This window comes from Phytobacter sp. V69 (genome assembly GCF_965644215.1).
In the GTDB taxonomy this organism is placed as follows: Bacteria; Pseudomonadota; Gammaproteobacteria; order Enterobacterales; family Enterobacteriaceae; genus Phytobacter.
The window spans coordinates 1-25,161 of sequence record NZ_CBFFRL010000063.1; the positions used below are offsets into that span (position 1 = coordinate 1).

At 53.5% G+C, this 25,161-nt stretch carries 29 protein-coding genes and 1 other RNA gene; 21 read left to right on the forward strand and 9 right to left on the reverse strand.

From position 1 onward, the window contains the following. Window positions 1-212: 212 nt before the first annotated feature. The 10 genes from exuR to ACSZPU_RS11070 all read left to right on the forward strand — a co-directional run bounded on the left by exuR (window position 213) and on the right by ACSZPU_RS11070 (window position 6,053). Window positions 213-989 carry a transcriptional regulator ExuR gene (gene exuR / locus ACSZPU_RS11025; RefSeq protein WP_498998530.1) on the forward strand — a complete coding sequence of 259 codons (777 nt, stop codon included), beginning with the start codon at window positions 213-215 and terminating at the stop codon, window positions 987-989. Window positions 990-1,329: 340 nt separating this feature from the next. Continuing rightward, window positions 1,330-1,995 carry a DedA family general envelope maintenance protein YqjA gene (gene yqjA / locus ACSZPU_RS11030; RefSeq protein ID WP_498998533.1) on the forward strand — a complete coding sequence of 222 codons (666 nt, stop codon included), beginning with the start codon at window positions 1,330-1,332 and terminating at the stop codon, window positions 1,993-1,995. Continuing rightward, a complete protein-coding gene (gene mzrA / locus ACSZPU_RS11035; RefSeq protein ID WP_498998534.1) occupies window positions 1,995-2,378 on the forward strand; it encodes an EnvZ/OmpR regulon moderator MzrA in 384 nt (127 codons plus the stop codon). The genes yqjA and mzrA overlap by 1 nt, the downstream gene beginning before the upstream one ends. Window positions 2,379-2,524: 146 nt before the next feature. Then, complete coding sequence (locus tag ACSZPU_RS11040; RefSeq protein WP_498998536.1) at window positions 2,525-2,890, forward strand: DUF1090 domain-containing protein; 366 nt, start codon at window positions 2,525-2,527, stop codon at window positions 2,888-2,890. A 39-nt stretch (window positions 2,891-2,929) separates the two neighbouring features. Next, window positions 2,930-3,235 carry an ElaB/YgaM/YqjD family protein gene (locus ACSZPU_RS11045; protein WP_498998538.1) on the forward strand — a complete coding sequence of 102 codons (306 nt, stop codon included), beginning with the start codon at window positions 2,930-2,932 and terminating at the stop codon, window positions 3,233-3,235. A gap of 2 nt (window positions 3,236-3,237) precedes the next feature. Further along, a complete protein-coding gene (locus ACSZPU_RS11050; protein ID WP_498998540.1) occupies window positions 3,238-3,636 on the forward strand; it encodes a phage holin family protein in 399 nt (132 codons plus the stop codon). Continuing rightward, a complete protein-coding gene (locus ACSZPU_RS11055; RefSeq protein ID WP_498998541.1) occupies window positions 3,633-3,923 on the forward strand; it encodes a YqjK-like family protein in 291 nt (96 codons plus the stop codon). Before ACSZPU_RS11050 ends, ACSZPU_RS11055 begins: the two co-directional genes overlap by 4 nt. Before the next feature lie 210 nt (window positions 3,924-4,133). After that, window positions 4,134-4,526, forward strand: coding sequence for a DoxX family protein (locus ACSZPU_RS11060; protein WP_498998544.1), 393 nt, complete (start codon window positions 4,134-4,136; stop codon window positions 4,524-4,526). Window positions 4,527-4,601: 75 nt separating this feature from the next. Continuing rightward, window positions 4,602-5,531 (forward strand): glutathione S-transferase family protein, encoded by a 930-nt coding sequence (locus tag ACSZPU_RS11065; protein ID WP_498998545.1) that lies wholly within the window; start codon window positions 4,602-4,604, stop codon window positions 5,529-5,531. A 159-nt stretch (window positions 5,532-5,690) separates the two neighbouring features. Continuing rightward, the gene (locus ACSZPU_RS11070; RefSeq protein WP_498998547.1) at window positions 5,691-6,053 is read left to right on the forward strand and encodes a DUF805 domain-containing protein; all 363 of its coding nucleotides are present in this window, start codon (window positions 5,691-5,693) and stop codon (window positions 6,051-6,053) included. An 18-nt stretch (window positions 6,054-6,071) separates the two neighbouring features. Here ACSZPU_RS11070 and yhaJ read toward each other — a convergent pair whose 3' ends face one another. After that, a complete protein-coding gene (gene yhaJ / locus ACSZPU_RS11075) occupies window positions 6,072-6,968 on the reverse strand; it encodes a DNA-binding transcriptional regulator YhaJ (protein WP_498998549.1) in 897 nt (298 codons plus the stop codon). 106 nt (window positions 6,969-7,074) lie between these two features. On the opposite strand from yhaJ, the gene ACSZPU_RS11080 reads away from it, so the two are divergent. The 3 genes from ACSZPU_RS11080 (at window position 7,075) to ACSZPU_RS11090 (ending at window position 8,622) form a co-directional block, all read left to right on the forward strand. Continuing rightward, the gene (locus tag ACSZPU_RS11080) at window positions 7,075-7,776 is read left to right on the forward strand and encodes a pirin family protein (protein WP_498998550.1); all 702 of its coding nucleotides are present in this window, start codon (window positions 7,075-7,077) and stop codon (window positions 7,774-7,776) included. A 26-nt stretch (window positions 7,777-7,802) separates the two neighbouring features. Further along, on the forward strand, window positions 7,803-7,973 hold the full coding sequence (locus ACSZPU_RS11085; protein ID WP_498998553.1) for a protein YhaL: 171 nt from the start codon (window positions 7,803-7,805) through the stop codon (window positions 7,971-7,973). A gap of 142 nt (window positions 7,974-8,115) precedes the next feature. Next, window positions 8,116-8,622, forward strand: coding sequence for a DUF1543 domain-containing protein (locus ACSZPU_RS11090; protein WP_498998556.1), 507 nt, complete (start codon window positions 8,116-8,118; stop codon window positions 8,620-8,622). A 47-nt stretch (window positions 8,623-8,669) separates the two neighbouring features. On the opposite strand, the gene ACSZPU_RS11095 is transcribed toward ACSZPU_RS11090, so the two are convergent. From ACSZPU_RS11095 to ACSZPU_RS11120, 6 genes are all read right to left on the reverse strand, one after another. Further along, entirely contained in the window at window positions 8,670-9,074 is a 405-nt protein-coding gene (locus tag ACSZPU_RS11095) for a YybH family protein (RefSeq protein ID WP_498998558.1), read from the reverse strand. Window positions 9,075-9,363: 289 nt separating this feature from the next. Further along, window positions 9,364-9,746, reverse strand: an RNA gene (gene rnpB / locus ACSZPU_RS11100) — RNase P RNA component class A. Between the two features lie 32 nt (window positions 9,747-9,778). After that, window positions 9,779-10,924 carry a glycerate 2-kinase gene (gene garK, locus ACSZPU_RS11105; protein ID WP_498998560.1) on the reverse strand — a complete coding sequence of 382 codons (1,146 nt, stop codon included), beginning with the start codon at window positions 10,922-10,924 and terminating at the stop codon, window positions 9,779-9,781. Window positions 10,925-11,052: 128 nt separating this feature from the next. Continuing rightward, a complete protein-coding gene (garR, locus tag ACSZPU_RS11110) occupies window positions 11,053-11,943 on the reverse strand; it encodes a 2-hydroxy-3-oxopropionate reductase (protein WP_498998562.1) in 891 nt (296 codons plus the stop codon). 35 nt (window positions 11,944-11,978) lie between these two features. Beyond that, window positions 11,979-12,749, reverse strand: coding sequence for a 2-dehydro-3-deoxyglucarate aldolase (gene garL / locus ACSZPU_RS11115; protein WP_498998564.1), 771 nt, complete (start codon window positions 12,747-12,749; stop codon window positions 11,979-11,981). Window positions 12,750-12,779: 30 nt separating this feature from the next. Next, window positions 12,780-14,111 (reverse strand): MFS transporter, encoded by a 1,332-nt coding sequence (locus ACSZPU_RS11120; protein WP_498998565.1) that lies wholly within the window; start codon window positions 14,109-14,111, stop codon window positions 12,780-12,782. Between the two features lie 425 nt (window positions 14,112-14,536). Between ACSZPU_RS11120 and garD the strand changes: the two genes are divergently transcribed. From garD to ACSZPU_RS11160, 8 genes are all read left to right on the forward strand, one after another. After that, window positions 14,537-16,108: a galactarate dehydratase gene (gene garD / locus ACSZPU_RS11125; RefSeq protein WP_498998567.1), complete on the forward strand. Its 1,572-nt coding sequence runs from the start codon at window positions 14,537-14,539 to the stop codon at window positions 16,106-16,108. Between the two features lie 235 nt (window positions 16,109-16,343). Beyond that, a complete protein-coding gene (locus ACSZPU_RS11130) occupies window positions 16,344-17,198 on the forward strand; it encodes a tagatose bisphosphate family class II aldolase (protein WP_498998568.1) in 855 nt (284 codons plus the stop codon). Window positions 17,199-17,248: 50 nt separating this feature from the next. Beyond that, window positions 17,249-18,520: a tagatose-bisphosphate aldolase subunit GatZ gene (gatZ, locus tag ACSZPU_RS11135; RefSeq protein WP_498998571.1), complete on the forward strand. Its 1,272-nt coding sequence runs from the start codon at window positions 17,249-17,251 to the stop codon at window positions 18,518-18,520. Between the two features lie 14 nt (window positions 18,521-18,534). Then, complete coding sequence (gatA, locus tag ACSZPU_RS11140; protein ID WP_498998573.1) at window positions 18,535-19,002, forward strand: PTS galactitol transporter subunit IIA; 468 nt, start codon at window positions 18,535-18,537, stop codon at window positions 19,000-19,002. Window positions 19,003-19,028: 26 nt separating this feature from the next. Continuing rightward, window positions 19,029-19,313, forward strand: coding sequence for a PTS galactitol transporter subunit IIB (gene gatB / locus ACSZPU_RS11145; protein WP_498998575.1), 285 nt, complete (start codon window positions 19,029-19,031; stop codon window positions 19,311-19,313). Window positions 19,314-19,317: 4 nt separating this feature from the next. Then, window positions 19,318-20,700 (forward strand): galactitol-specific PTS transporter subunit IIC, encoded by a 1,383-nt coding sequence (locus ACSZPU_RS11150; RefSeq protein WP_498998576.1) that lies wholly within the window; start codon window positions 19,318-19,320, stop codon window positions 20,698-20,700. A 45-nt stretch (window positions 20,701-20,745) separates the two neighbouring features. Then, on the forward strand, window positions 20,746-21,789 hold the full coding sequence (gatD, locus tag ACSZPU_RS11155) for a galactitol-1-phosphate 5-dehydrogenase (protein ID WP_498998578.1): 1,044 nt from the start codon (window positions 20,746-20,748) through the stop codon (window positions 21,787-21,789). A 110-nt stretch (window positions 21,790-21,899) separates the two neighbouring features. Further along, a complete protein-coding gene (locus ACSZPU_RS11160) occupies window positions 21,900-22,673 on the forward strand; it encodes a DeoR/GlpR family DNA-binding transcription regulator (protein ID WP_498998580.1) in 774 nt (257 codons plus the stop codon). Window positions 22,674-22,757: 84 nt separating this feature from the next. On the opposite strand, the gene ACSZPU_RS11165 is transcribed toward ACSZPU_RS11160, so the two are convergent. Further along, the gene (locus ACSZPU_RS11165) at window positions 22,758-24,107 is read right to left on the reverse strand and encodes an MFS transporter (protein ID WP_498998582.1); all 1,350 of its coding nucleotides are present in this window, start codon (window positions 24,105-24,107) and stop codon (window positions 22,758-22,760) included. Window positions 24,108-24,130: 23 nt separating this feature from the next. Beyond that, complete coding sequence (locus ACSZPU_RS11170; protein WP_498998584.1) at window positions 24,131-25,033, reverse strand: dihydrodipicolinate synthase family protein; 903 nt, start codon at window positions 25,031-25,033, stop codon at window positions 24,131-24,133. Window positions 25,034-25,161 lie beyond the last annotated feature (128 nt).

The window sequence follows — 25,161 nt, forward strand, 5'->3', positions numbered from 1 at the left end:
CGGCCTCATTTCTCGCTGCCGTCCAGATCAGATGCATCGCTCTCTGGGCTAAAATCTTGTGACGACACTATCTAGTAAACGCGCTAATTTGTACTGTTGTTTCTCAAAAGCCGCCCACCATTTCGGGCGGCTTTTTCGTGCCTTGTTGTGGTGAGAATGGCGTAAAAGTGGTATAACAAATCTACTAATGCCTTATCTTGCCTGGAGCGCATATGGAAATCACTGAATCACGTCGTTTGTACCAGCAACTTGCTGCCGAGCTGAAAAGCCGGATCGAGCAGGGTGTCTATCTTGTGGGTGACAAACTTCCCGCTGAACGCTTTATTGCAGACGAAAAAAGCGTCAGCCGGACCGTGGTTCGTGAAGCGATCATCATGCTGGAAGTTGAAGGCTATGTTGAAGTCCGTAAAGGTTCAGGCATCCATGTGATTTCGAACCAGCCTCGTCATACCCAAGCCCCTGACGAATCGCTGGAATTTGCCAATTACGGCCCGTTTGAACTGCTGCAGGCGCGTCAGTTGATTGAAAGTAACATTGCTGAATTTGCCGCGACCCAGGTGACCAAGCAGGACATCATGAAACTGATGGAAATCCAGGATAACGCGCGCAAAGAGAAGTGCTTCCGCGATTCCGAATGGGATTTACAATTCCATGTGCAGGTTGCACTGGCGACGCAAAACAGCGCGCTGGCGGCAATCGTTGAAAAAATGTGGACCCAGCGTGTTCACAACCCGTACTGGAAAAAACTGCACGACCATATCGATTTGCGCACCGTGGATAACTGGTGCGACGATCACGACCAGATTCTCAAGGCACTGATTCGCAAAGACCCGCATGCGGCCAAAGTGGCGATGTGGCAACATCTGGAAAACACCAAACAGATGCTGTTTAACGAAACCAGCGATGATTTCGAGTTCAATGCCGACCGCTACATGTTTGCTGATAATCCGGTGGTTCATCTCGACACCGCAGCGAATGGCGTGAAATAACGACTCTTTATTCAGGCGCACCGTTCCGATGCGCCTGGTCGCTCTTAGGGTCAGTAAAAAGTATAGAGTGTCAGCCTTTGTAAATACCCTCGCCACCCCTCCTTTCGACAAGCAAAATCATTTTCTGACAAAGCGTAATTTCTCTGCCGCAGAACTTCGGTATTTGTTACAATTGGACGCACTTTGCCACTGCGTGAGTTAGCGCTTGCTCACAGCGTTGTTACCGGATAGTCAGGCTGCTGAATGCGCCACGAGCGACCATAATGTCTCTATCAATAATGTCGCCGTGCTGTTTTACAGGTAATCGACGTGCCGTAAACCGATGTACCAGGAACACTGAATGGAACTTTTAAGCGAATTACTTCATGCCCTCTGGAGCCAGGACTTCGAAACGCTGGCGAACCCATCCATGATCGGCATGCTTTACTTTGTGTTGTTTATCATCTTATTTCTCGAGAATGGCCTGCTTCCGGCCGCTTTCCTCCCGGGCGACAGTCTGTTGGTGCTGGTTGGTGTGCTGATAGCAAAAGGGGCGATGGGTTATCTGCCCACGGTTGCCTTACTGACGGCGGCGGCAAGTCTGGGCTGCTGGCTGAGCTATATCCAGGGACGCTGGCTGGGGAATACGCGAATAGTGCAAAACTGGTTATCGCATCTTCCGGCGCATTATCATCAACGTTCGCACCACCTTTTTCATAAACACGGCCTCTCGGCGCTGCTGATTGGGCGTTTTATTGCATTTGTTCGCACCCTGTTACCAACTATTGCCGGAATCTCGGGTCTTAGTAACGCTCGCTTCCAGTTTTTCAACTGGATGAGCGGTTTGCTATGGGTGCTGATTCTGACGACGCTGGGTTATTTACTGGGTATAACGCCGGTGTTTCGTAAATACGAAGACGCGTTGATGTCTTGTTTGATGTTGCTTCCCGTTGCTTTACTGGTGATTGGCCTCGTTGGCACACTGGTGGTGCTGTGGAAGAAAAAATACGGTAATCGGGGTCAATAATGGAATCGCAACGTCCCTTCCTGCGCTGGTTGTTTATGAGCGTCGCCGCGATGGCGCTGTTCAGCGTGCTGTTTTTTGGTTGGGTGACACTGCAAAACCGCGAATCTACACTGGCGATTCGCCCTATTGCGCAAAACACGAGCGTGCCGGATGGCTTTTCCATCTGGCACCATCTGGACGCGAACGGGATCCATTTTAAAAGCATTACGCCGCTTAACGACACGCTGTTAATCAAATTTGAGTCCAGCGCTCAGAGCGCTGCAGCAAAGGAAGTGCTGGATAGAACACTCCCCCACGGCTATATCGTTGCGTTGCAGGATGATGAAAGCCAGACGTCTGCCTGGTTGACGCGTTTACGCGATACCACCCATCGATTCGGTTAATCTTCCAGGATTCTGAATCTTTTCACCTACTTTGGTGCTTTCGCCGTTAACGTTCTATGCTTGAGTTAATGGAACCAAAGTCCACGTTATGTCACTGGATGCTGGCGAGTACTATTTTCGCCAGCCAACAAAGGAAGGTTTCGACTATGAAATACCGCATCGCACTGGCGCTAACCCTGGTATCTGTAAGCGCGATTTCCCAGGCCTCTCCCTGTCAGGAGAAAGAGCAGGAGATTACGCGTGAAATCGGCTATGCCGAAAAGCACAACAACCAGAACCGGGTTGATGGGCTCAAAAAGGCGCTGCATGAGGTTCGCACCACCTGTTCCGACAGCAAATTGCGTGCGGAACACCAGAGCAAAATCGCCAAACAGAGAGACGAGGTCGCCGAGCGTCGCGAAGATTTAGCCAAAGCGAAGCAAAAAGGCGATGCGGACAAAATAAGCAAACGTGAGCACAAGCTAAAAGAGGCCGAGAGCGAGCTCAAGGCACTGGAAGCGCGTGACTACTGATTTTGATGGAAGTTAACACTCACTCACCTGGAGAAAACTATGTCTAAAGAGGCAAATACAGAGCACCTGCGCGCTGAATTGAAATCCCTGGCGGATACCCTTGAGGAAGTGCTGAGTACGTCCGGCGACAAATCAAAAGAAGAGTTGAGCAAACTGCGTAGCAAAGCCGAAAAAGCCTTGCAGGAAAGCCGCTATCGCCTGGGCGAAACGAGCGATGCCATTGCTCGTCAGACCCGTGAAGCGGCGGCAAAAACCGACGAATATGTGCGTGAAAACCCATGGGCCAGCGTGGGCATTGGCGCGGCGATTGGCGTCGTGCTGGGCGTGCTTCTGTCGCGTCGCTGATTATGACGGATTCACGACACGCGCAAGGACCGGGCAAAAGCGTACTGGGTATTGGGCAGCGCATTGTTTCCATCATGGTTGAAATGGTGGAAACACGGCTCCGGCTGGCCGTGGTCGAGCTGGAAGAGGAAAAAGCAAACCTCTTCCAGTTGCTCATGATGTTAGGCTTGACCATGCTGTTCGCCGCGTTCGGCCTGATGAGTTTGATGGTGCTGATTATCTGGGCCATCGATCCGCAATACCGACTCGACGCCATGATCGCCACAACCGTGGCGCTACTGGTACTGGCGTTGATTGGCGGTATCTGGACGCTGCGCAAAGCCCGCCAGTCCACCATTTTGCGCCACACGCGCCAGGAGCTGGCCAATGACCGCCAGCTATTGGATGAGGATAAACCATGAGCCACAAAGCTGAGCGTCTCAAGCGCAAAGCCTTGCTGCTCAGCCAAATTCAGCAGCAACGGCTGGATTTAACCGCCGCGCGTCGCGACTGGCTGGAAACCACCGGTGTGTACGATCGCGGCTGGAATACCCTTCTCAGCCTGCGCTTCTGGGCGCTGGTTGGCAGCAGCGTGATGGCGGTCTGGTCGGTACGTCATCCCAGCCTGCTGATCCGCTGGGCGAAACGTGGGCTGGGCCTGTGGAGCGTCTGGCGTCTGGTGCGATCCACGCTCGATCAGCAGCGTTAGTCTCCTCCCCGGCGGCATCATGCTGACCGGGGCGATTCTGCCTTTTTGCTAACTCCTTCAGTATCTTTGAAAAATTTCGACAGTTTTCCTTGCTAACAATCCTTTCACTCCCCGTTTAATATCCTCTCCATCGACAGCAAACATGCGGCAAGCGCCCATAATTGCCGAAATTTTCCCTTATTAAGACATTGTGGTTCCCTGGAGAGAAAGATGAAAAAATTAGAAGATGTTGGTGTACTGGTCGCACGTATCCTGATGCCAATCCTGTTCATTACCGCTGGCTGGGGAAAAATCACCGGTTACGCTGGCACGCAGCAGTACATGGAAGCCATGGGCGTCCCGGGCTTTATGCTGCCGCTGGTTATCCTGCTTGAGTTCGGCGGCGGTCTGGCGATTCTGTTCGGTTTCCTGACCCGCACCACCGCACTGATTACCGCAGGCTTCACGCTGCTGACCGCATTTATCTTCCACAGCAACTTTGCGGAAGGCGTGAATTCTCTGATGTTCATGAAAAACCTGACCATCGCTGGCGGCTTCCTGCTGCTGGGGATCACCGGTCCGGGCGCGTTCAGTATTGACCGCGTACTGAATAAAAAGTGGTAAGCGCTCTATACTGAATGAATAGACAGAAAGCGAGGAGATATCTCCTCGCTTTTGCCATCTAAAGGAGGATGCATCGTGGGACAACTTATTGACGGCGTCTGGTATGACACCAAATCAACCGGTGGACGATTCCAGCGTTCAGTTTCAGCATTTCGTAACTGGCTTACCGCCGATGGCGCGCCAAGCCCATCCGGCGAAGGCGGCTTCGCAGCGGAAAAAGACAGATACCACCTTTATGTTTCTCTCGCCTGTCCCTGGGCACATCGCACGCTGATCATGCGCACGCTAAAAGGCCTGGAAGACTTTTTACCGGTTTCCGTGGTGAACCCACTGATGCTGGAAAACGGCTGGACCTTTGACGATGCGTTTCCAGCAGCAACAGGCGACTCGCTCTATCAGCACGAATTTCTCTACCAGCTTTATCTGCATGCCGACCCGCACTACACCGGGCGTGTGACCGTCCCGGTTCTGTGGGACAAGAAGAACCACACTATTGTCAGCAATGAATCGGCTGAAATTATTCGCATGTTCAATACGGCGTTTGATGCGCAGGGCGCGCGTGCCGGTGACTATTACCCGTCCGAACTGCGTGCGCAGATTGACGAGCTGAACAGCTGGATCTACGACAACGTCAATAACGGGGTCTACAAAGCCGGTTTCGCCACCAGCCAGCAGGCTTACGATGAAGCCGTGGAAAAGGTCTTTGAATCCCTTGCCCGACTGGAACAAATTCTGGGGCAGCATCGTTACCTGACGGGCGATCGCTTAACCGAAGCGGACATTCGCCTGTGGACAACGCTGATCCGTTTCGATCCGGTGTACGTGACCCACTTTAAGTGCGACAAGAACCGTATTAGCGACTATCTCAATCTGTACGGTTTCCTGCGCGATATCTATCAGCTGCCGGGCATCGCGGAAACGGTCAATTTTGACCATATCCGGACCCACTACTATCGCAGCCATAAAACCATCAACCCGACCGGGATTATCTCCATCGGCCCGTAGCAAAATCTTAGTGAACCTCACGGTCGCGATACCCGCTTCGCGTAACCTCTTCGGGCGCAGCCACTGCGCCCGAAAATATTCCACGCATTCTTTTTTTGCCGTCTATTCTTACATTGATCGCTGAGAAAACAACGAATTGAACGTCTTTCGAGGTAGAGAATGGACTGGTATTTCAAAGTGCTGAGCAACTACGTCCTCTTCCGCGGCCGCGCGCATCGCCGGGAGTTCTGGATGTTTACGCTGGTCAACATCATCCTCTCTGGCGTACTCATCGTGGTCGATAAAATCCTGGGCTGGCGCACCGGCGGTATTGGCCTGCTAAGCCTGATCTACGTGGCGCTGGTTTTCCTGCCGTCCCTTGCCGTTCAGTCACGTCGCTTACACGATACCGATCGCACAGCCAAATGGCTGTGGCTATGGTGTATTCCCGTTCTGGGTTGGTTGATGCTGTTGGCCTTCTGGAGCCAACGCAGCACCCCCGAAGAAAACCGCTTCGGGCCGGAGCCAAAAGCGTTTCCTTAAAGGGTGCTACCGGGAGGATTACTTACCGGAGAAGAGTTTGGGAATTTCGCGCAGACACCAGGCTTTCGCTTCGCCCATGCTGTCACGACGCCAGGCCATGATGATATCCACTTCACTGGTGTATTCCGGGCTGACCACCCGTAAACGCCCTTCTGCGATATCCTGTTCAACCAACGGATACGGCATGGTCGCCACGCCCAGACCCGCCAGCAATGCCTGACGCTTATCTTCAATCGTACTGACCGTCAGACGCGGCTGTTTGTCCAGCAGCTGTACCGTCAGCACAGGACGCTCTCGCGCGGTATCCGCAACAGCCACACCGCGATATTTCACGCGCGTAACCTCAGACAGCGGTTCCGGTTCGTGGTGAATCGGATGGTCAGGTGCCGCAACATAGACGTTCAGAACCTTATACAGCTTGCGGGAGTTGATTTCCGACGAAGAGCGGAAATGCATATCCGGCGCAATCACAATGTCCGCACGCCCCTGCTCCAGCCGCTCCCAGGCCCCTGCCAGAACTTCGGTGATGATCGAGAGTTGCGTGTTGGCTTTCACCGCCAGTTTATCGATAAGCGGAAAAAGCTCCGGCGTTGGCACCAGCGCTTCGGTGACCAGCGTAAGGTGCGTTTCCCAACCCCGCGCCAGCGCTTCGGCATCGGTGGTCAGTTTGTCAGCCGCTTCGAGCAGAACACGCCCTCGCTCCAGCAGCATACGCCCCACATTAGTAAACTTCGTTCTATGGCCTGAGCGGTCAAACAGAACAACGTCCAGTTCTTCTTCCAGTTTCTGCATGGTGTAACTGAGTGCAGAGGGTACGCGCCCCAGTTCATCCGCCGCGGCAGCGAAGCTACCACGACGGTCAATTGCGTCCATGACGCGTAACGCTTCCAGCGTCAGTGCCCTTTCTTTCGCCATTATTGTTCTCATTCAGGAAATTTGAACATACCGGGCAGAATATCTGGCTAACAATGCAGCGTCCATACCTTTACCATTGATTTAGTGTAAAGAGAGGTCAAGAACTATGATTACTACCAGAACAGCCAAACAATGTGGACAAGCGGACTTCGGCTGGCTGCAGGCCCGCTACACCTTTTCCTTTGGACATTACTTTGACCCGAAACTTTTGGGCTATGCCTCCCTGCGCGTGTTAAACCAGGAAGTGCTGGCGCCTGGAGCCTCGTTCCAGCCGCGTACCTACCCGAAAGTCGACATTCTGAACCTGATTCTGGACGGCGAAGCCGAATACCGCGACAGCGAAGGTAACCATATTCAGGCGAAAGCGGGCGAAGCGTTGCTCATTGCGACTCAGCCAGGTATTAGCTATAGCGAACATAACCTGAGCAAAGATAAGCCACTGACACGTATGCAGTTGTGGCTGGATGCCTGCCCGGAACGTGAAAATCCGGCGGTGCAGAAGGTGACAATTGCCGATCAGGCTCGCCAGCTTCTGGCGTCTCCGGACGGCAGCCAGGACAGCCTGCAATTACGCCAGCAAGTGTGGTTGCATCATATCGAGCTGGAAAAAGGTGAAGAGCTGACGTTTCAACTGCATGGGCCTCGCGCCTATCTGCAGTCGATTCACGGTACGGTGCACGCGGTGATGCCGTGCGAGTCGCGGGAAGCGCTGACCTGCGGTGACGGTGCTTTTATTCGTGATGAGGCTAACATAACGTTAGTCGCCGACACGCCGTTACGCGCTTTACTGATAGATTTACCAGTGTAAGTACGTGAGTTTTACGGAGTAGGTCAGTGAGCAAAAAAAGCGTTAAAAAAGAGAGCGCGCCAGAGAGCGTTGCATCCCAGCAACCTGCCTTTGAGAAGACAGCATCTGCATTCGGTTATGACGAGATGTTAACCGAACTCGAAGCCATCGTTGCTGACGCACAAGTCCGTCTGGCAGAAGAAGACGAAGCCGCGTAACGATAACCCTGGCATATGCCGGGGTTTATCTATCCTGCACATCCCCCCCTCTTATTCGTCGTTTGCACATATCGCTATATACAAAAATATACAGCGATGCTGAAATATGCTGCGTTTACAAAGATAAAAGAAGGAGCGAGTGATGTATCTGTATATGTTCTATATTGGCGGGAATGCGGGTAAGTCCAACATCGAAGTGCACGATATCCAGTTTGTCGCGGCCCGCGAGCCGCAAGATGCCTGGCCGACACTCCGGGAAGTCTGGTATGGGGATAAAGATAAAATCCATATCGATGGCTATGCGCGTATCTGCTGGGCCGATGGATATCGCATCGAACTCAAGCCCGAGAAGCCGCAGGCATCCTCTCCACGACTCTATTTTGTAAATGCGGGCGCCTATCACCCGGATACCCTGGCAGAACTGCATGCTTTTGATCTGTTCGTCGCCAGTGATGTGGCAGAGGCGAAAGCGAAAGGGCTCGCCTCGTTGCTCATCGGCGCATCACAGCAGCACAAAGATAACCTGAAAGAGGTGGATGACTGCCTGCTGCTGGAAAAGGTCGGCGATCTGTATCTTCATCTGACGCCAGACAACACCGGGACGCATTTTAAGCCGGAATGGCAGGGCTATCAGCCTATTGGTATCTAAGCCAGCATGTCAGTCGGATAGTCCGATGGCTACCGGCTGACGTCGTCTCAGGCAGGTTCGCCATCAAGCAGCGAAGTGCCGTAAGAGTTATCGACCGTACACAGCCAACCGCTGTCCGGCGTGAGGCGAAAAACATAGGTTGCGCGACGGGTGGTTTCAACCGTCCCGCCTTGTCCATCCGGGTAGCGCAGCCGGGTTTCCATAATAACCAGCGCGTTGTCGGCACCTTCAACAACCTGCATCTCCCCTTGTTCTACCACCAGGCTTCCCTGGAAATAGTCCGCGATGGCAATAAAGGCTTTGCGGATGTTCTCTTTCCCTTTGGCAATCATCCCGGGCTTAATGACCAGCGCAGCGTCTTCTGCGTAATAGGTCATCAGGGCGTCGTAATCTTTCTCGGTGATTGCCTTGTCGCAGGCTTCGATGATTTGCCGTATTGGGTGTGAGCTCACGTTCGATGCGTCCTGTGTGTGTTTTCCAGCACTCAGTAGAGCATTGTTAGCGCGAGATGCAACGGCGGGTTGCCGGTAGCTACCGGAAATGGGAGTGTGCGGGCGGTTTCCTCTCACTCCGGCCCTCTCCCCAAAGGGGCGAAGGGGAAGACGGTGCAAATCTTCGGCCGCGTCAGGCAGGCCGTAGCCCCGGTAAACGCAGTGCCACCGGGGAGAGGGGAAAGATCGTGCAAATTTTTAGGCGGCTCAGAAAAGCAAAAACCCGCCGAAGCGGGTTTTTACCTGAAAAGATCGAAACTGACCGATAAGCCGGGTTCTGTCGTTGGACAGTCATTCATCTAGGCCAGCAATCGCTCACTGGCTCAAGCAGCCTACCCGGGTTCAGTACGGGCCGTACCTTGTGAACCCCTATTTGGCCTTGCTCCGGGTGGAGTTTACCGTGCCACGGACTGTTACCAGCCGCGCGGTGCGCTCTTACCGCACCCTTTCACCCTTACCTGATCCCACTTGCGTGGGCCATCGGCGGTTTGCTCTCTGTTGCACTGGTCGTGGGCTGTTACACCCCCCAGGCGTTACCTGGCACCCTGCCCTATGGAGCCCGGACTTTCCTCCCCTCCGCCCGTCTCCCCCGAAGGAGGACGACGACGAAGCGGCGACTGTCTGGTCAGCTTCGGCGCGCAGTATAGAGGGTTTGCGCGTCGATGTCACCCCTCAGTAGACATGCCAACCTGTAAGGTGGCCGCAATGTTGCGAGAAGCACGATAAATATTGTCAAATGCACCGCGAAACGCCTCTTCCAGCGTACCAATGCTGGTCAGAACGCTGAATACCGCGTCGATACCATACTGGTGCACAACGCCCACATCGCGCGTCAGACTCCCGGCAATACCAATCACCGGCTTGTGGTATTTTTTCGCCACGTTTGCCACGCCCACCGGCACTTTACCGTGGATACTCTGGCTGTCGATACGACCTTCGCCGGTGACCACCAGCGTACAATCGTGGATATGCTCTTCCAGATTCAACGCCTGGGTGACGATTTCAATACCGCTACGCAATTCCGCGCCGAGGAATGCCATCAGCGCAGCACCCATACCGCCCGCCGCACCGGAACCCGGTACGTTTTTCACATCGACATGCAGTGATTTTTTAATCACGTCGGCGTAGTGGCCGAGGTTACGGTCCAGCTCAACAATCAACTCTTCCGTCGCGCCTTTTTGTGGTCCAAAGATACGCGATGCACCTTTTTCACCCGTCAGCGGATTGGTCACGTCACACGCCACGCGGATAGCACAATCGCTCAGACGCGGATCAAGCCCGGATATATCAATTGCGTTCAGGCTTATCAGACTGCCGCCGCCGTTACCGATTTCGGTGCCGTTGGCATCGCACAGTTTTGCGCCAAGCGCCTGTACCATACCCGCCCCGCCGTCATTGGTCGCGCTGCCGCCGATGCCGATAATAATGTTTTTTGCCCCATGTTCCAGCGCATGCAAAATAAGTTCCCCGGTGCCGCGCGAAGTGGTGATTAGAGGGTTTCGTAATTCAGGGGGCACAAGTGCCAGACCGCTGGCGGCTGCCATTTCGATAAAGGCTGTTTTACCGTCGCCGGACATACCCCAACATGCATTGACTTCTTCACCTAATGGACCGGTGACACAAGCTGAGTGCTGCGTACCTTTTGTGGCGGCAATCATGGCTTCAACCGTTCCCTCACCGCCGTCTGCGACCGGAACTGAAACGTATTGAGCATCAGGAAAAATTTCCCGAAATCCTTTTTCTATCGCCTGAGCTACTTCTGTAGCAGAAAGGCTTTCTTTATAAGAGTCTGGGGCGATTACGATTTTCATAGTTGATTAGCCTGACATTGCCGCGCAAGGCATTCATTTCACCCCACAGGCCACACACGTCGCCGTGTGTTTTACCTGCAAGGTGTTGATGCATAAGAAATTCAGGGCGCGGTCCCGCGCCCTTCTTATTAGCGAGAGATTTCTACTTTCGCCAGTTTTTCGTAGTAGCACGCAAGGGCGCTGTGGTCGTCACTACCGTGGCCATCAGCACGCAGCGCCTGCATCATTTCCATGACTGCGGCAGTCAGCGGCAGCTGCGCACCTACGCCATGAGAGGTATCCAGGGCGTTAGCCAGGTCTTTGATGTGCAGATCGATACGGAAACCCGGTTTGAAGTTGCGACCCAGAACCATCGGTGCTTTTGCTTCCAGCACGGTGCTACCAGCCAGACCACCACGAATTGCCTGGAACACCAGCTCCGGGTTAACGCCCGCTTTGGTTGCCAGAGACAGTGCTTCGGACATGGCAGCGATGTTCAGTGCCACGATGACCTGGTTAGCCAGTTTGGTGACGTTACCGGCACCGATATCGCCGGTGTGAACAACGGAACCCGCCATGGCTTTGAGCAGATCGTAGTATTTGTCGAACAGCGCTTTGTCACCGCCAACCATCACGGACAGAGTGCCGTCGATAGCTTTCGGTTCGCCGCCGCTTACCGGTGCGTCCAGCATTTCGATGCCTTTTGCTTTCAGGCCTTCGCTGATTTCACGGCTGGCCAGCGGAGCGATGGAGCTCATGTCGATCAGAACAGTACCCGCTTTAGCACCTTCGATGATGCCGCCTTCGCCCAGCGCAACTTCTTTCACGTGCGGGGAATTTGGCAGCATGGTGATGATCACATCACACTGTTCTGCAATGGCTTTTGCGCTATCGGCAGCTTCAGCACCCGCGGCAATCAGCTCGGCAACGACGTCTTTATTGCGGTCGGAGACCACCAGTGAGTAACCTGCTTTAATGAGGTTTTTACTCATTGGTTTACCCATGATGCCCAGGCCAATGAAACCAACTTTCATCGTCATAATTGCGTCTCTCTCTTTATCCAATGGTGGTGTGATTATTTTTTAAAGGTGTCTGCCAGTCTCTGCGTACCCGCACGGAACACGCCCAGGTCGCTGCCGACAGCAACAACGGTCGCACCCCATTCCAGATAACGGCGAGCATCTGCTTCAACAGGTGCCAGGATACCGCTCGGTTTGCCGTGAGCTTTCGCACGAGCAAAAATGTGTTGAATGGTGCGCTGAACTTCCGGATGCGCCGCATTACCGATGTAACCCAGGGTTGCCGCCAGGTCGCTCGGGCCGACGAATACGCCGTCAACGCCGTCGGTTTCGAGGATAGCGTCGAGGTTATCCACGCCTTCCTGAGATTCGATCTGCACGATGATGGTGATATTTTTGTTCGACTGCGCGAAGTAATCCGGCACGGTACCGAACATGTTGGCGCGGTGAGAAACAGACACGCCGCGGATACCTTCTGGCGGATAACGGGTTGCAGCAACCGCATTCGCGGCTTCTTCTGCCGTTTCAACGAACGGTACGAGGAAGTTGTAGAAACCAATATCCAGCAGACGTTTGATCACAATCGGATCGTTCGTCGGGATACGTACCACCGGTGCGCTGGCACTGCCTTTCAGCGCCATCAACTGCGGTACAAAAGAGAGCACGTCATTCGGGGCGTGTTCACCGTCCAGCAGCAACCAGTCAAAACCTGCCAGACCCAGAACCTCAGTGCTGATATGACTACCCAGCGCCGACCAACAACCGATCTGAACCTGATTCGCCGCCAGTGCAGCTTTAAATTTGTTCGGGAAGATATCGTTACTCATCTTTTGCACCTTAATTTTTTAAGCCGTTGCTTACTTTTTCAATTCCATACGTTTGATGTCGCCTACCACAAACAGGTAGCACACCATCATCATCAGGGCCGAGCAGCCAACAAAGATCAGCGCCCCATTGAACGAATGCAACTCTTTGACCATGTACCCAATCACCAGCGGGGTCACGATCGATGCCACATTACCAAACACGTTAAACACGCCGCCGCACAGACCAACAATTTCTTTCGGTGCGACATCGGAGATAACCGGCCAGCCCAACGCGCCGAAACCTTTACCGAAGAACGCCAGTGCCATCAATGCGATAACCAGCACGGTGTTGTCGGTGTAGTTACACAGAATGATGCTGGAAGCCAACAACATCCCCAGTACGATTGGGAGTTTACGCGCCATGGTCAGGGTGCAACCACGTTTGATCAGGTAGTCAGAGAACAGACCGCCCAACACCCCACCACCAAAGCCACACAGGGCCGGGATGGACGCGACAAAACCCACTTTCAAAATCGACATGCCCTTGTCCTGTACCAGGTAAATCGGGAACCAGGTCAGGAAGAACCATGTAATTGTGTTCAGGAAGTACTGACCAAAGAACACGCCGAGCATCATACGACTGGATAACAGCTGCTTGATGTAATCCAGTTTCGGACCTTTTTGGCCATCGTCGGCTTTCTTGTGGTCCATATCCACCACTGCACCATTGGCAGAGATGTAATCCAGTTCTTCACGACTCATACGCGGATGGTCAGTCGGGTTATGCATGTACTTAACCCAAATTGCGGTCAGTACGAAGCCCAGACCACCCATCACGGTAAACACGTGCTCCCAGCCCCAGGCAAAGGTCAGATAACCCAGCAGTGGTGAGAACAGTGCGAGCGAAAAATACTGCGCCGCGTTAAAAATCGCCGAAGCGGTACCGCGCTCTTTTGCCGGGAACCAGGCCGCCACGATACGGGCATTGGCCGGGAAGGACGGTGCTTCGGAGAAGCCCAGCATAAAGCGCATGATAAACATGGAGATACCGGCCCATGCTATCGGGAATATGTCGACAAAACCTTGCATGAAGGTAAAGAGCGACCAGAAAAACAGGCTATAGGTGTAAACTTTTTTCGAACCAAAACGGTCAAGTAACCAACCGCCCGGAATCTGCATCAGCAGGTAGGCCCAGCCAAACGCAGAGAAGATGTAACCCATTGATACCGAGTCAAGCTGCAGCTCTTTGGCCACTTCCGTTCCCGCAATGGAGAGCGTCGCACGGTCCGCATAGTTAATTGCTGTTACAATAAAGATAATCAGCAGAATTAAATATCGGGTTGGTATTCCCCTTTTTACTTCAATTGAATTTTGTACAGACATATGTTTTTCCTCGGGCACGGCTTAATTTTACAAATATAATTTTTTTAATGTGTAACTTACCCGACTTATTAAAATAAGCTTTCGAAGCGTAATATCAGGTAATGGCATGTTTGTATTTTATTACCGCTCAGTATAATCACCGCCAACTGGCCACGCACTGGAGTGATGCTCAATTCTGACGTGGGTTTAAAAGAATATTTTGAGCATATGCACACATGCCTGGGCGCTGATGCACAGATCTGGCAATTCCCATCCTTACAGGGCGGCTAATCACGAAAATAAGTGATTTAGATCACACTTTAATATTCAAACTCCTGACATTATTATTTCATCAAACGAGGTTTTAATTTTCTGATAATTACAGAACGTCCCCTCTTTCTTTTTTTGAGTAATGCATCGTATAGTTAGCTGGAGATTACTTGACAATGGCCGACATTGAAATTAGACAGCAGTCGCCTACGGCGTTTTATATTAAAGTACACGACACCGACAATGTCGCTATCATCGTCAATGACAATGGATTAAAAGCGGGCACCCGTTTTCCGGATGGTCTCGAGTTAATCGAGCATATCCCGCAAGGCCATAAAGTTGCGTTGGTAGATATTCCTCATCACGGTGAAATCGTTCGTTACGGTGAAGTCATCGGCTATGCGGTGCGTGATATTGCGCGCGGCAGCTGGATTGATGAATCCACCGTTGAATTACCGAAAGCACCGCCGCTGAACACCCTTCCGCTGGCGACAAAAGTGCCTGAGCCGTTGCCGCCGCTCGAAGGTTACACCTTTGAAGGCTACCGCAACGCCGATGGCAGCGTTGGTACCAAAAATCTCCTCGGCATCACCACCAGTGTGCACTGCGTGGCGGGCGTGGTTGACTATGTCGTGAAAATTATTGAACGCGACCTGCTGCCGAAATACCCGAACGTCGATGGCGTGGTCGGTCTGAACCACCTGTACGGCTGTGGCGTAGCGATCAACGCACCGGCAGCCGTGGTGCCTATCCGTACCATCCACAACATTTCGCTGAACCCGAACTTCGGTGGCGAAGTGATGGTGATCGGTCTGGGCTGTGAAAAACTGCAGCCAGAACGTCTGCTGCAGGGTACCGAAGATGTGAAAGCCATTCCGGTAGACAGCGCGAGCATCGTCCGTCTGCAGGATGAGCACCATGTTGGCTTCCGCTCAATGGTTGACGACATTCTGCAAGTGGCAGAACGTCACCTGGCAAAACTGAACGAACGTAAACGCGAAACCTGCCCGGCGTCTGAACTGGTTGTTGGCACCCAGTGTGGTGGTAGCGATGCGTTCTCCGGTGTAACCGCGAACCCGGCAGTCGGTTATGCATCCGACCTGTTCGTACGCTGTGGTGCGACCGTCATGTTCTCCGAAGTGACCGAAGTACGTGATGCTATCCACCTGCTGACACCGCGTGCAGAAACCGAAGAAGTAGGCAAACGCCTGCTCGAAGAAATGGCCTGGTACGATAACTACCTGGACATGGGTAAAACTGACCGCAGCGCTAACCCGTCTCCGGGGAACAAAAAAGGCGGCCTGGCTAACGTGGTGGAAAAAGCCCTCGGCTCTATCGCCAAATCCGGCAAAAGCGCCATTGTTGAAGTGCTCTCTCCGGGCCAGCGTCCGACCAAACGTGGTCTGATTTACGCAGCCACGCCAGCGAGCGACTTCGTCTGTGGTACGCAGCAGGTGGCTTCCGGTATCACCGTGCAGGTCTTCACCACCGGTCGCGGTACACCGTACGGTCTGATGGCCGTGCCGGTTATCAAGATGGCGACCCGTACTGAACTGGCAAACCGTTGGTTCGACCTGATGGATATCAACGCAGGGACTATCGCAACGGGCGACGAGACTATCGAGGATGTGGGCTGGAAACTGTTCCACTTCATTCTGGATGTCGCAAGCGGCCGTAAGAAAACCTTCTCGGATCAATGGGGTCTGCACAACCAACTGGCTGTGTTCAACCCGGCTCCGGTGACTTGATTCATCATTATAAAAATCTCATCGTATTATTAGCATGGCTTAGGCCATGCTTTTTTTTGCTCTTCTTTTGTCCTTTTCTTGTTCTTTGTTTTGCCACTTCTCTACCCCCCCCGCCACTTTCGAAAACCTCCTTTCACTTTCGTATCTTTCATTTTTCTGACTTAACTCACAAAAAAACGTTACGATACCCTATATATTCTTTCGAAGAAAATAAACGAAAGGTTTCGGAGGCAGGATGTACATCATTTCGACGAAAGCGATGCTTAACAAAGCGCAACAAAAAGGCTACGCCGTCCCGGCATTCAATATCCACAATCTTGAAACGTTGCAGGTGGTGATCGAGACCGCCGCAGAACTACGTTCTCCTCTGATCGTTGCAGGCACGCCTGGTACATTCAGCTATGCCGGTACAGGCAACATTGTCGCCATCGCTGGCGATCTGGCGAAAACCTTTAATCAACCGCTGGCGATACATCTCGATCATCACGAACAACTTGCTGATATAGAAAGAAAAGTTCTAACTGGCGTGCGCTCCGTCATGATAGACGGCTCCCACCATCCTTTTGCCGCCAACGTTGAGCTGGTGAAAAAGGTCATCGACTATTGCCATCGCTATGACGTTAGCGTTGAAGCGGAACTGGGGCGTCTGGGCGGGCAGGAGGACGATCTTGTCGTAGATGGCAAGGATGCCCTTTATACCAACCCAGACCAAGCCTTTGAATTCGTACAGCAAACGGGCATCGATTCGCTGGCCGTCGCGATCGGAACCGCCCATGGCCTGTATACCGCCGACCCCAAACTCGATTTTGGCCGCCTCGAAGAGATTCGCCAGCGTGTGAATGTCCCGCTGGTACTGCACGGCGCATCAGGTTTGCCTGGGGATGACATTCGCCGCGCCATCAGCCTGGGTATTTGTAAAGTCAACGTCGCGACAGAATTGAAAATCGCCTTCTCGGGCGCGCTCAAGTCATACCTCGCTTCACATCCGGACGCCAGCGATCCGCGGCACTACATGGTGCCCGCGAAAGCCGCCATGAAAGAGGTGGTACGTAAAGTGATCGCCGACTGCGGTTGCGAAGGAAAATTGTGAAAGCAGTTGACTAATTATTGAAAGAATTCAGAAATAACCCGGAGGATAAAGTGAAAGATATTATTGCCCGCCATAAGGCAGGGGAACATCTCGGAATCTGCTCAGTCTGCTCAGCGCACCCAATGGTAATTGAAGCGGCACTTCGCTTTGATGCCCATAGCGATAAAAAAGTACTGATTGAAGCGACATCAAACCAGGTGAACCAGTTTGGCGGCTACACCGGGATGAAACCGGCTGATTTTCGGGATTTTGTTTTTACTATTGCGAAAGAGGTGGGGTTCCCACTGGAAAGGTTAATTTTAGGCGGCGATCATCTCGGACCTAACTGCTGGCAGAACGAGACCGCAGAAGCAGCAATGGAAAAATCCGTCGACCTCATCAAGGCCTATGTTGCTGCCGGCTTCACGAAGATCCACCTTGATGCATCAATGTCCTGCGCAGACGATCCTGTCCCATTGGATCCGAAAGTTGTCGCCGAGCGCGCAGCACGCCTGTGCCAGGCCGCAGAAGAAACCGCCAGCGATGAGCTGAAAAAATCGCTTACCTACGTGATCGGCACCGAAGTCCCGGTTCCTGGCGGCGAAGCAAGCAGCATTGATACGGTTCACGTGACCCGCGTTGAAGACGCCGCCAACACGCTTGAAGCCCACCGGGTCGCTTTTCATGCACTTGGGCTGGATGAGGCGATGACCCGCGTTGTCGGCATTGTAGTGCAACCGGGCGTCGAGTTTGATCACACTCAGATTATTCACTATCAACCTCACGAAGCCGAGGCGCTCTCCGCCTGGATCCGCCAGACGCCGATGGTGTACGAAGCCCACTCGACAGACTATCAGTCCCGTCAGGCTTATCGTGCGCTGGTACGCGATCACTTTGCCATCCTCAAAGTCGGCCCGGCCCTCACCTTCGCCCTGCGTGAAGCCATTTTTGCTCTGGCACAAATGGAAAATGAACTGATTGCACCGGAAAATCGCAGCCGCGTTCAGGAAGTGATTGACGAGGTGATGCTCAACGAGCCGGGCTACTGGAAAAAGTATTATCACCCGACATGGAGCCAGGCGATGGTGGACATCCATTTCAGCCTGTCCGACCGCATTCGCTACTACTGGCCGCATCCGCGTATTCGCCAGAGCGTAGAGAAACTTATTGCTAATCTGAGCGCCATTACGCTGCCGCTGGGGCTAATCAGCCAGTACATGCCCGTTCAGTTTGAACGTCTATTGCACAACGAGATCGTCGCGACGCCGCAGAATCTTATCAATGACAAAATACAGGATGTATTACGCGCCTACCGTTACGGATGCGCCGAAGAAGCAGCCTGATTTCTGGAGAATGTATGAGTCAACTTTTTGTCCGAACCGGAATTGAATTTAGCTCGTGCCAGCAGGTGCTGGCACATATAGGCGAAGAGATGCTGGCGAAAGGCGTCGTACATGATTCTTACCCTGCGGCATTGCTGGAACGTGAAGCGAATTACCCCACCGGGATCGCGCTGGAACAGCATGCTGTAGCAATCCCGCACTGCGAGGCGATTCATGCAAAGTCAGCGGCTATCTATCTTATCCGGCCGGATAAACCGGTGAATTTTCAACAGGCTGATGATGACGGCGAGATTGCGGTTTCGCTGATCATCGCGCTGATTGTTGAGAACCCTGCGGCACAGCTTAAGCTCCTGCGCCGCCTTTTTGGTGAGCTACAAAACCCGAACGCGCTGGAGTCGTTGATGAATACGCCTTCCGATCGCCTGGCAACGCTTTTTCGGGAAACGATCCTTGAGCCTGAGAGTTGCGAACAGGCTTCATAACATACTGATAATAAAAGGAGTACCCTATGAAACGTAAAGTCATCGTCGCCTGTGGCGGCGCGGTCGCCACCTCTACAATGGCGGCAGAAGAGATCAAAGAACTCTGCGAAGCGAATAACATCAGCGTCGAGCTGGTGCAATGCAGGGTCAATGAGATCGAAACCTATATGGATGGCGTCGATCTTATCTGCACAACGGCAAAAGTAGACCGTACCTTCGGCGACATTCCGGTGGTCCACGGTATGCCGTTCATCTCCGGTGTCGGCATTGAGGCACTCCAGCAAAAAATCCTGACCATTCTTGTGGGGTGACGTCATGCTTAGCTTTAGCGAAATCATGCGCTACATCCTCGACTTAGGTCCTACCGTCATGCTGCCGGTGGTGATCATCATCTTCTCAAAATTATTGGGGATGAAGCTCGGGGACTGCTTTAAATCCGGTCTGCATATCGGGATTGGTTTTGTCGGTATCGGGCTGGTCATTGGCCTGATGCTGGACTCGATCGGCCCGGCGGCAAAAGCCATGGCAGAACAGTTCCAAATTAATCTGCATGTTATCGATGTCGGCTGGCCGGGCTCATCCCCGATGACCTGGGCCTCGCAGATTGCGCTGATTGCCATTCCCGTGGCGATTGCCGTTAACGTGCTGATGCTGGCCACCCGTATGACCCGCGTGGTGAACGTCGATATCTGGAATATCTGGCACATGACCTTTACCGGCGCGATGCTGCATATCGCAACGGGTTCTTACTGGATCGGGATTTTGGGTGTCGTCGTGCATGCCGCCTTCGTCTACAAACTGGGGGACTGGTTTGCGAAGGATACCCGTGATTTCTTCGGTCTTGAGGGCATCGCCATTCCACACGGCAGCTCGGCTTACCTCGGCCCGATTGCCGTACTGGTCGACACGATCATAGAGAAGATCCCAGGACTCAACCGCGTTCACTTTAGTGCGGATGATATCCAGAAACGCTTCGGCCCCTTTGGTGAGCCGGTGACCGTCGGCTTCGTTATGGGGATTGTGATCGGCCTGCTGGCAGGCTACGACACCAAAGGCGTGTTGCAGTTAGCCGTCAAAACAGCCGCCGTTATGCTGCTGATGCCACGCGTAATTAAGCCCATCATGGATGGCCTGACGCCGATTGCGAAACATGCACGCAAACGCCTGCAGGCGAAATTTGGCAGCCAGGAGTTCCTGATTGGCCTCGATCCGGCGCTGCTGCTGGGCCACACCTCGGTGGTCTCTGCCAGCCTGATCTTCATCCCGCTCACGATCCTGATCGCGGTGCTGGTACCGGGTAATAAGGTACTGCCGTTCGGCGACCTGGCAACGATCGGTTTCTTTGTCGCGATGGCGGTTGCCGTGCACCAGGGTAACCTGTTCCGCACGCTGATCTCCGGGGTCATTATCATGGGCATCACCCTGTGGATTGCCACCCAAACTATCGGCTTCCATACGCAGCTTGCCGCCAATGCAGGTGCGCTGAAAGCCGGAGGCATGGTCGCTTCAATGGACCAGGGCGGCTCCCCGATCACCTGGCTGCTCATCCAGCTCTTCACCTGGCAGAACATCGTTGGCTTCACCGTCATTGGCGTGATTTATCTCGCTGGTGTTCTGCTCACCTGGCGCAGAGCGCGCAATTTCACGGCCGCGGAAAAAGCCGCCGCCTCGACGCAACAAACGCACGTCACATCTTGATATTGGGGGGAGCAATCGCTCCCCTTTTCATTCCTGGAGAGTGTTATGAAATCAGTGGTTATTCACGCTGAGGGGAACGTCTGCGTTGAAGAACGTCCTGAACCTCAGTTACAGCATGACGATGACGTCAAAGTCAGAGTGGTCAGTTCCGGGTTATGCGGTTCTGATATCCCGCGTATTTTCGCAAAAGGAGCCCATTTTTACCCTATTACCCTGGGGCATGAATTCAGCGGCTATATCGAAGAAATGGGGAAAAGCGTGACCGACCTCGCGACGGGCGACGCTGTAGCCTGCGTGCCGCTCCTTCCCTGCTTTGATTGCCCGGAATGCCGCAAACAGTACTTTTCTTTGTGCAAACGCTACCAGTTTGTCGGATCACGAAGCGACGGCGGCAATGCGGAGTACGTGGTGGTCAGACGGGCAAACCTGATTCGCCTGCCAGAAAAAATGGCCATTGAGGACGGCGCCTTTATCGAACCCATTACGGTCGGTCTGCACGCATTTCATCTGGCGGGCGGATGTGCCGATAAAAACGTGGTAATTGTCGGTGCCGGGACGATTGGTCTGCTGGCCATGCAGTGTGCGCTGGCACTGGGGGCGAAAAGCGTAACGGCAATTGATATCAACCCGGATAAATTAGCGCTGGCAAAAAGCCTCGGAGCGACGCACACCTTTAACAGCCGCGAACTGAGTGCCGCGCAAATCCTCGAAAACCTGACCGACAATAGCTTTGACCAGCTTGTTCTGGAGACCGCCGGCGCTCCGCAAACCGTATCGCTGGCGATCGAGATTGCCGGTCCGCGTGCCCAGTTGGCACTGGTTGGCACGTTGCATCATGACCTGACGCTGACTGCCACCGTCTTCGGGCAAATACTGCGTAAGGAGTTGACGATTCTGGGCAGTTGGATGAACTATTCCGGCCCGTGGCCAGGAGAAGAATGGGTGACCGCCACCCGTCTGTTGAGCGAAAAACGCCTTACGCTGGAACCCCTTATCGCCCATCGTGGTGGACCAGAGAGCTATGCCCAGGCAGTTCAGGCGTTAAACGGCGCGCCGATGCAGGGAAAAATACTGCTGCAGCTGGATTAAGTGCAGGAGCCAGCAACCTGAGCTGGCTCACATTTACTTTCGAAAGTTAGCGTTCAACTTTCACAATCCTTCGATTACACTATCCAGAGTTAATTCTCAGGCAAATCAACATGAACTCATTTGAACGAAGGAACAAAATCGTCGATCTGGTTAACGCCCAGGGAAGCGTACTGGTTATCGATCTTTCGAATACCTTTGGTATTTCAGAAGTGACGATTCGCGCCGACCTGCGTTTACTGGAAGAAAAAGGTCTGGTGACCCGTTTTCACGGTGGTGCCGCCAAACCGGGCACGCATATGATGGAAAGCGACAATCAGGAAGTAACGCTGGAAGACCGCTATAAGCTTGCCAGCGATCCGAAAAAGCGGATCGCCCAGGCGGCAACCGGCATGATTGAAGAAGGAATGACAGTTATTCTGGATAGCGGAAGTACCACGATGCTGATTGCAGAGGCGCTGGTAAAAAAGGCCAACATCACCGTCATCACCAATAGCCTTCCTGCTGCGTTTACCCTCTCCGACAACAAAGACATCACGCTGGTGGTCTGCGGCGGCACGGTGCGCCACAAAACCCATTCGATGCACGGCACCATTGCGGAGCGCTCTTTGCAGGGCATTTGCGCCGACCTTATGTTTGTCGGCGCAGACGGCATCGACACCACCAACGGCATCACCACTTTCAATGAAGGGTATTCCATTAGCGGCGTGATGGCTGCAGCGGCACACAAAGTGGTGGCCGTACTGGACGCCAGCAAATTCAATCGCCGCGGGTTTAACCAGGTATTGCCGATGGACAAAATCAACTGCGTGATTACCGACGAAGGCATCAGCGAGAAGGACAAAGCGGCGCTGAACAAGATGGGTAAAGACGTGGTGATTGTTTAACGCACCGGTGCAATAAGCGTAACGAAAACAGCCATGTCAGTGAATAACATGGCTGCATCGGGAGAAATCAAAGAGCAGAACGCATCAGGACTGATGCGGCATCGGTTCGCTCCCTGGCGCGGTATCTGCCGGTGCCAGCGTCATGCGTTCCAGCTTGCCCACGATAAACAGATAAGCGATCACGCCGATAATCCCCATCGAGCCAACATAGATAATCGCCCAGTCAAATGATCCTGTTGCCTGGATGATAAAGCCAATCACCAGCGGCGTTAGAACCCCCGCGATATTGCCGAAGGTATTGAAGATACCGCCCGCCAGGCCCAGAACCTCTTTCGGCGAGGTATCGCTCAATACGCACCAGCCCAGGTTGCCAAAGCCTTTCGAGAAGAAAGACAGGCTCATCACAAAAATCACGACCGGGATCGAGTTGGTATAGTTCGCCACGATGATGGAGCATGAGAGCAACATCCCCAGCACGATCGGCAGCTTACGGGAGAACGTCAGGCTGTAGCCCTTACGCAGCAGATAGTCCGATAGCATCCCGCCAACAATGCCACCGACAAACCCGGCGATAGCAGGGATCGCCGCCACCAGCCCCACTTTGATTATCGACATTCCCTTATCCTGATACAGATAGGTCGGGAACCAGGTAAAGAAGAACCAGGTGATCGAGGTCAGACAGAACTGACCAATATATACGCCGATCATCATGCGGTTAGCACACATCCACTTCACCTGAGCCCAGGTCACCGGAGGCTGTGCGGCGCGGGCTTTAGACCCCAGTTCCGGGATGCCGCCGCCGTCGCGGATGTAGTCCAGTTCCGCTTTGTTGATCGACTTATGCTTCACCGGATCGCGCACAAAGGCCAGCCAGAACGCACCGAAAATAACCCCCAGTACGCCTGCGCTAAAGAACACGTAGTGCCAGCTAAGCTGTGTGATCACCCATGAAAGCACCGGTGTAAACACCCCCAGCGCGACATAGGGTGCCGTTTGATAAATAGATGTGGCGAAGCCACGTTCCTTATCCGGGAACCACTGTACCGACAGACGGCTGCTCGCCGGAGTTGCCGGGGCCTCTGCCGCGCCCATCAGCAGGCGGAAGACAAACAGCATGACAAACGCGGACGGGGACAGGTACACGCTGCCCTGCAGGAAGGTGAACACCGACCAGACGACCATCGCCACGCCGTACACCATGCGTGAGCCAAACTTGTCGAGCAGCACGCCGCCCGGGATCTGGCAGATCATATAAGACCAGCCGAAGGCGGAAAACGCCCAGCCCATGTCGGCGGCGCTAAACCCCAGCTCTTTGCTCATGATTGGAGCGGCGACCGATAATGTTGCCCGGTCGATAAAGTTGACCAGCATCGCCACGCCCATAAAAACCAGCATCATGTAACGCACGTTGGTTTTTTTGCCTGAAATTTCCATTGCTACTCTCCAGACACAAGGGGTTATTGGGCGAACAGCGGGCGATAAGCCGTAATCAGATCGCGTTTAACATCCTCAGAAAGCGCACGCAGCGGCGGGCGAATATTCTCCCAGCTGGCGTCATTGCTCTTGTGGGCAAGAATAGCTTTCACCGCCGGAATGGTGTCACCCATCGCCACAATTTTACGCAGGCGCGCCAACGTGGACTGCGCTTCCAGACCGTCCGCATTGTCATAGTTTTTGTAGATAAAGGCGGTCAACGGCGACGCAATATTCGTGGTTGCGGTGATACAGCCCGCCGCACCCGCTTTCACCACCTGAGCAAAGGTCGCATCGGCACCGGAATAGACCTCAAAGCCTTCGGCGGAGAAATGGTTTATCAGGGCCAGCGTGTTGTCGTAATCCGCGCTGCTGTCTTTAATGCCTTTAAACACCGTTGGATAACGGTGCAGCAATCGTTCAATCAGGCGCAGCGTCAGCGGAACCGAGGTCTGCTGCGGGAAATGGTAGAAATAGAGCTTCACCTCGTCGCCCAGTTGATCGGCAAGCGCGCTGTAAAAATCGAACAGTCCGTCTTCGCTCGGACTTTTGTAGTAAAACGGCGGCAGTACCAGCACGCCCGGACAGCCCAGTTTCGCCGCGTGGCGGGACATCTTCACGACAGAAGGGATATCACAGGCTCCGGCGCCCGGGAGCATTTTTTGCGGGGCGATACCGCTTTCCACCAGCTTTTCCAGCAAGGTTTCTCTTTCGGCCAGACTCAACGATTGCGTCTCTGAGGTTGTGCCCAGCACGGCCAGGCTGTTACAGCCGTTGCTTAAGAGGTAATGACAATGGGCAATCGTCTTGTCGTAGCTGAGGGTAAGGTCATCGTTAAACGAGGTTAATGCGGCGGCATTAACACCGGCGTACAGGGCATTTTTCATGGTGTGTTCCTTACAGGTAGAAGCTTGCGCTTCTACCGTTTCAGGTCAGATGCTAGATAGTGTCGTCACAAGATTTTAGCCCAGAGAGCGATGCATCTGATCTGGACGGCAGCGAGAAATGAGGCCGT

Bases quoted from the DNA above. Each gene is read 5' to 3' on its own strand.
- ACSZPU_RS11120 (WP_498998565.1), bottom strand. From the start codon at position 14,111: ATGTCTGTACAAAATTCAATTGAAGTAAAAAGGGGAATACCAACCCGA.
- yhaJ (WP_498998549.1), bottom strand. From the start codon at position 6,968: ATGGCGAAAGAAAGGGCACTGACGCTGGAAGCGTTACGCGTCATGGAC.
- garL (WP_498998564.1), bottom strand. From the start codon at position 12,749: ATGAGTAACGATATCTTCCCGAACAAATTTAAAGCTGCACTGGCGGCG.
- yqjA (WP_498998533.1), top strand. From the start codon at position 1,330: ATGGAACTTTTAAGCGAATTACTTCATGCCCTCTGGAGCCAGGACTTC.
- gatD (WP_498998578.1), top strand. From the start codon at position 20,746: ATGAAATCAGTGGTTATTCACGCTGAGGGGAACGTCTGCGTTGAAGAA.
- ACSZPU_RS11090 (WP_498998556.1), top strand. From the start codon at position 8,116: ATGTATCTGTATATGTTCTATATTGGCGGGAATGCGGGTAAGTCCAAC.
- exuR (WP_498998530.1), top strand. From the start codon at position 213: ATGGAAATCACTGAATCACGTCGTTTGTACCAGCAACTTGCTGCCGAG.
- garD (WP_498998567.1), top strand. From the start codon at position 14,537: ATGGCCGACATTGAAATTAGACAGCAGTCGCCTACGGCGTTTTATATT.
- gatA (WP_498998573.1), top strand. From the start codon at position 18,535: ATGAGTCAACTTTTTGTCCGAACCGGAATTGAATTTAGCTCGTGCCAG.
- gatB (WP_498998575.1), top strand. From the start codon at position 19,029: ATGAAACGTAAAGTCATCGTCGCCTGTGGCGGCGCGGTCGCCACCTCT.
- garK (WP_498998560.1), bottom strand. From the start codon at position 10,924: ATGAAAATCGTAATCGCCCCAGACTCTTATAAAGAAAGCCTTTCTGCT.
- ACSZPU_RS11160 (WP_498998580.1), top strand. From the start codon at position 21,900: ATGAACTCATTTGAACGAAGGAACAAAATCGTCGATCTGGTTAACGCC.
- ACSZPU_RS11150 (WP_498998576.1), top strand. From the start codon at position 19,318: ATGCTTAGCTTTAGCGAAATCATGCGCTACATCCTCGACTTAGGTCCT.
- ACSZPU_RS11080 (WP_498998550.1), top strand. From the start codon at position 7,075: ATGATTACTACCAGAACAGCCAAACAATGTGGACAAGCGGACTTCGGC.
- ACSZPU_RS11045 (WP_498998538.1), top strand. From the start codon at position 2,930: ATGTCTAAAGAGGCAAATACAGAGCACCTGCGCGCTGAATTGAAATCC.
- ACSZPU_RS11070 (WP_498998547.1), top strand. From the start codon at position 5,691: ATGGACTGGTATTTCAAAGTGCTGAGCAACTACGTCCTCTTCCGCGGC.
- ACSZPU_RS11050 (WP_498998540.1), top strand. From the start codon at position 3,238: ATGACGGATTCACGACACGCGCAAGGACCGGGCAAAAGCGTACTGGGT.
- ACSZPU_RS11170 (WP_498998584.1), bottom strand. From the start codon at position 25,033: ATGAAAAATGCCCTGTACGCCGGTGTTAATGCCGCCGCATTAACCTCG.
- ACSZPU_RS11055 (WP_498998541.1), top strand. From the start codon at position 3,633: ATGAGCCACAAAGCTGAGCGTCTCAAGCGCAAAGCCTTGCTGCTCAGC.
- ACSZPU_RS11040 (WP_498998536.1), top strand. From the start codon at position 2,525: ATGAAATACCGCATCGCACTGGCGCTAACCCTGGTATCTGTAAGCGCG.
- mzrA (WP_498998534.1), top strand. From the start codon at position 1,995: ATGGAATCGCAACGTCCCTTCCTGCGCTGGTTGTTTATGAGCGTCGCC.
- ACSZPU_RS11130 (WP_498998568.1), top strand. From the start codon at position 16,344: ATGTACATCATTTCGACGAAAGCGATGCTTAACAAAGCGCAACAAAAA.
- garR (WP_498998562.1), bottom strand. From the start codon at position 11,943: ATGACGATGAAAGTTGGTTTCATTGGCCTGGGCATCATGGGTAAACCA.
- ACSZPU_RS11165 (WP_498998582.1), bottom strand. From the start codon at position 24,107: ATGGAAATTTCAGGCAAAAAAACCAACGTGCGTTACATGATGCTGGTT.
- ACSZPU_RS11060 (WP_498998544.1), top strand. From the start codon at position 4,134: ATGAAAAAATTAGAAGATGTTGGTGTACTGGTCGCACGTATCCTGATG.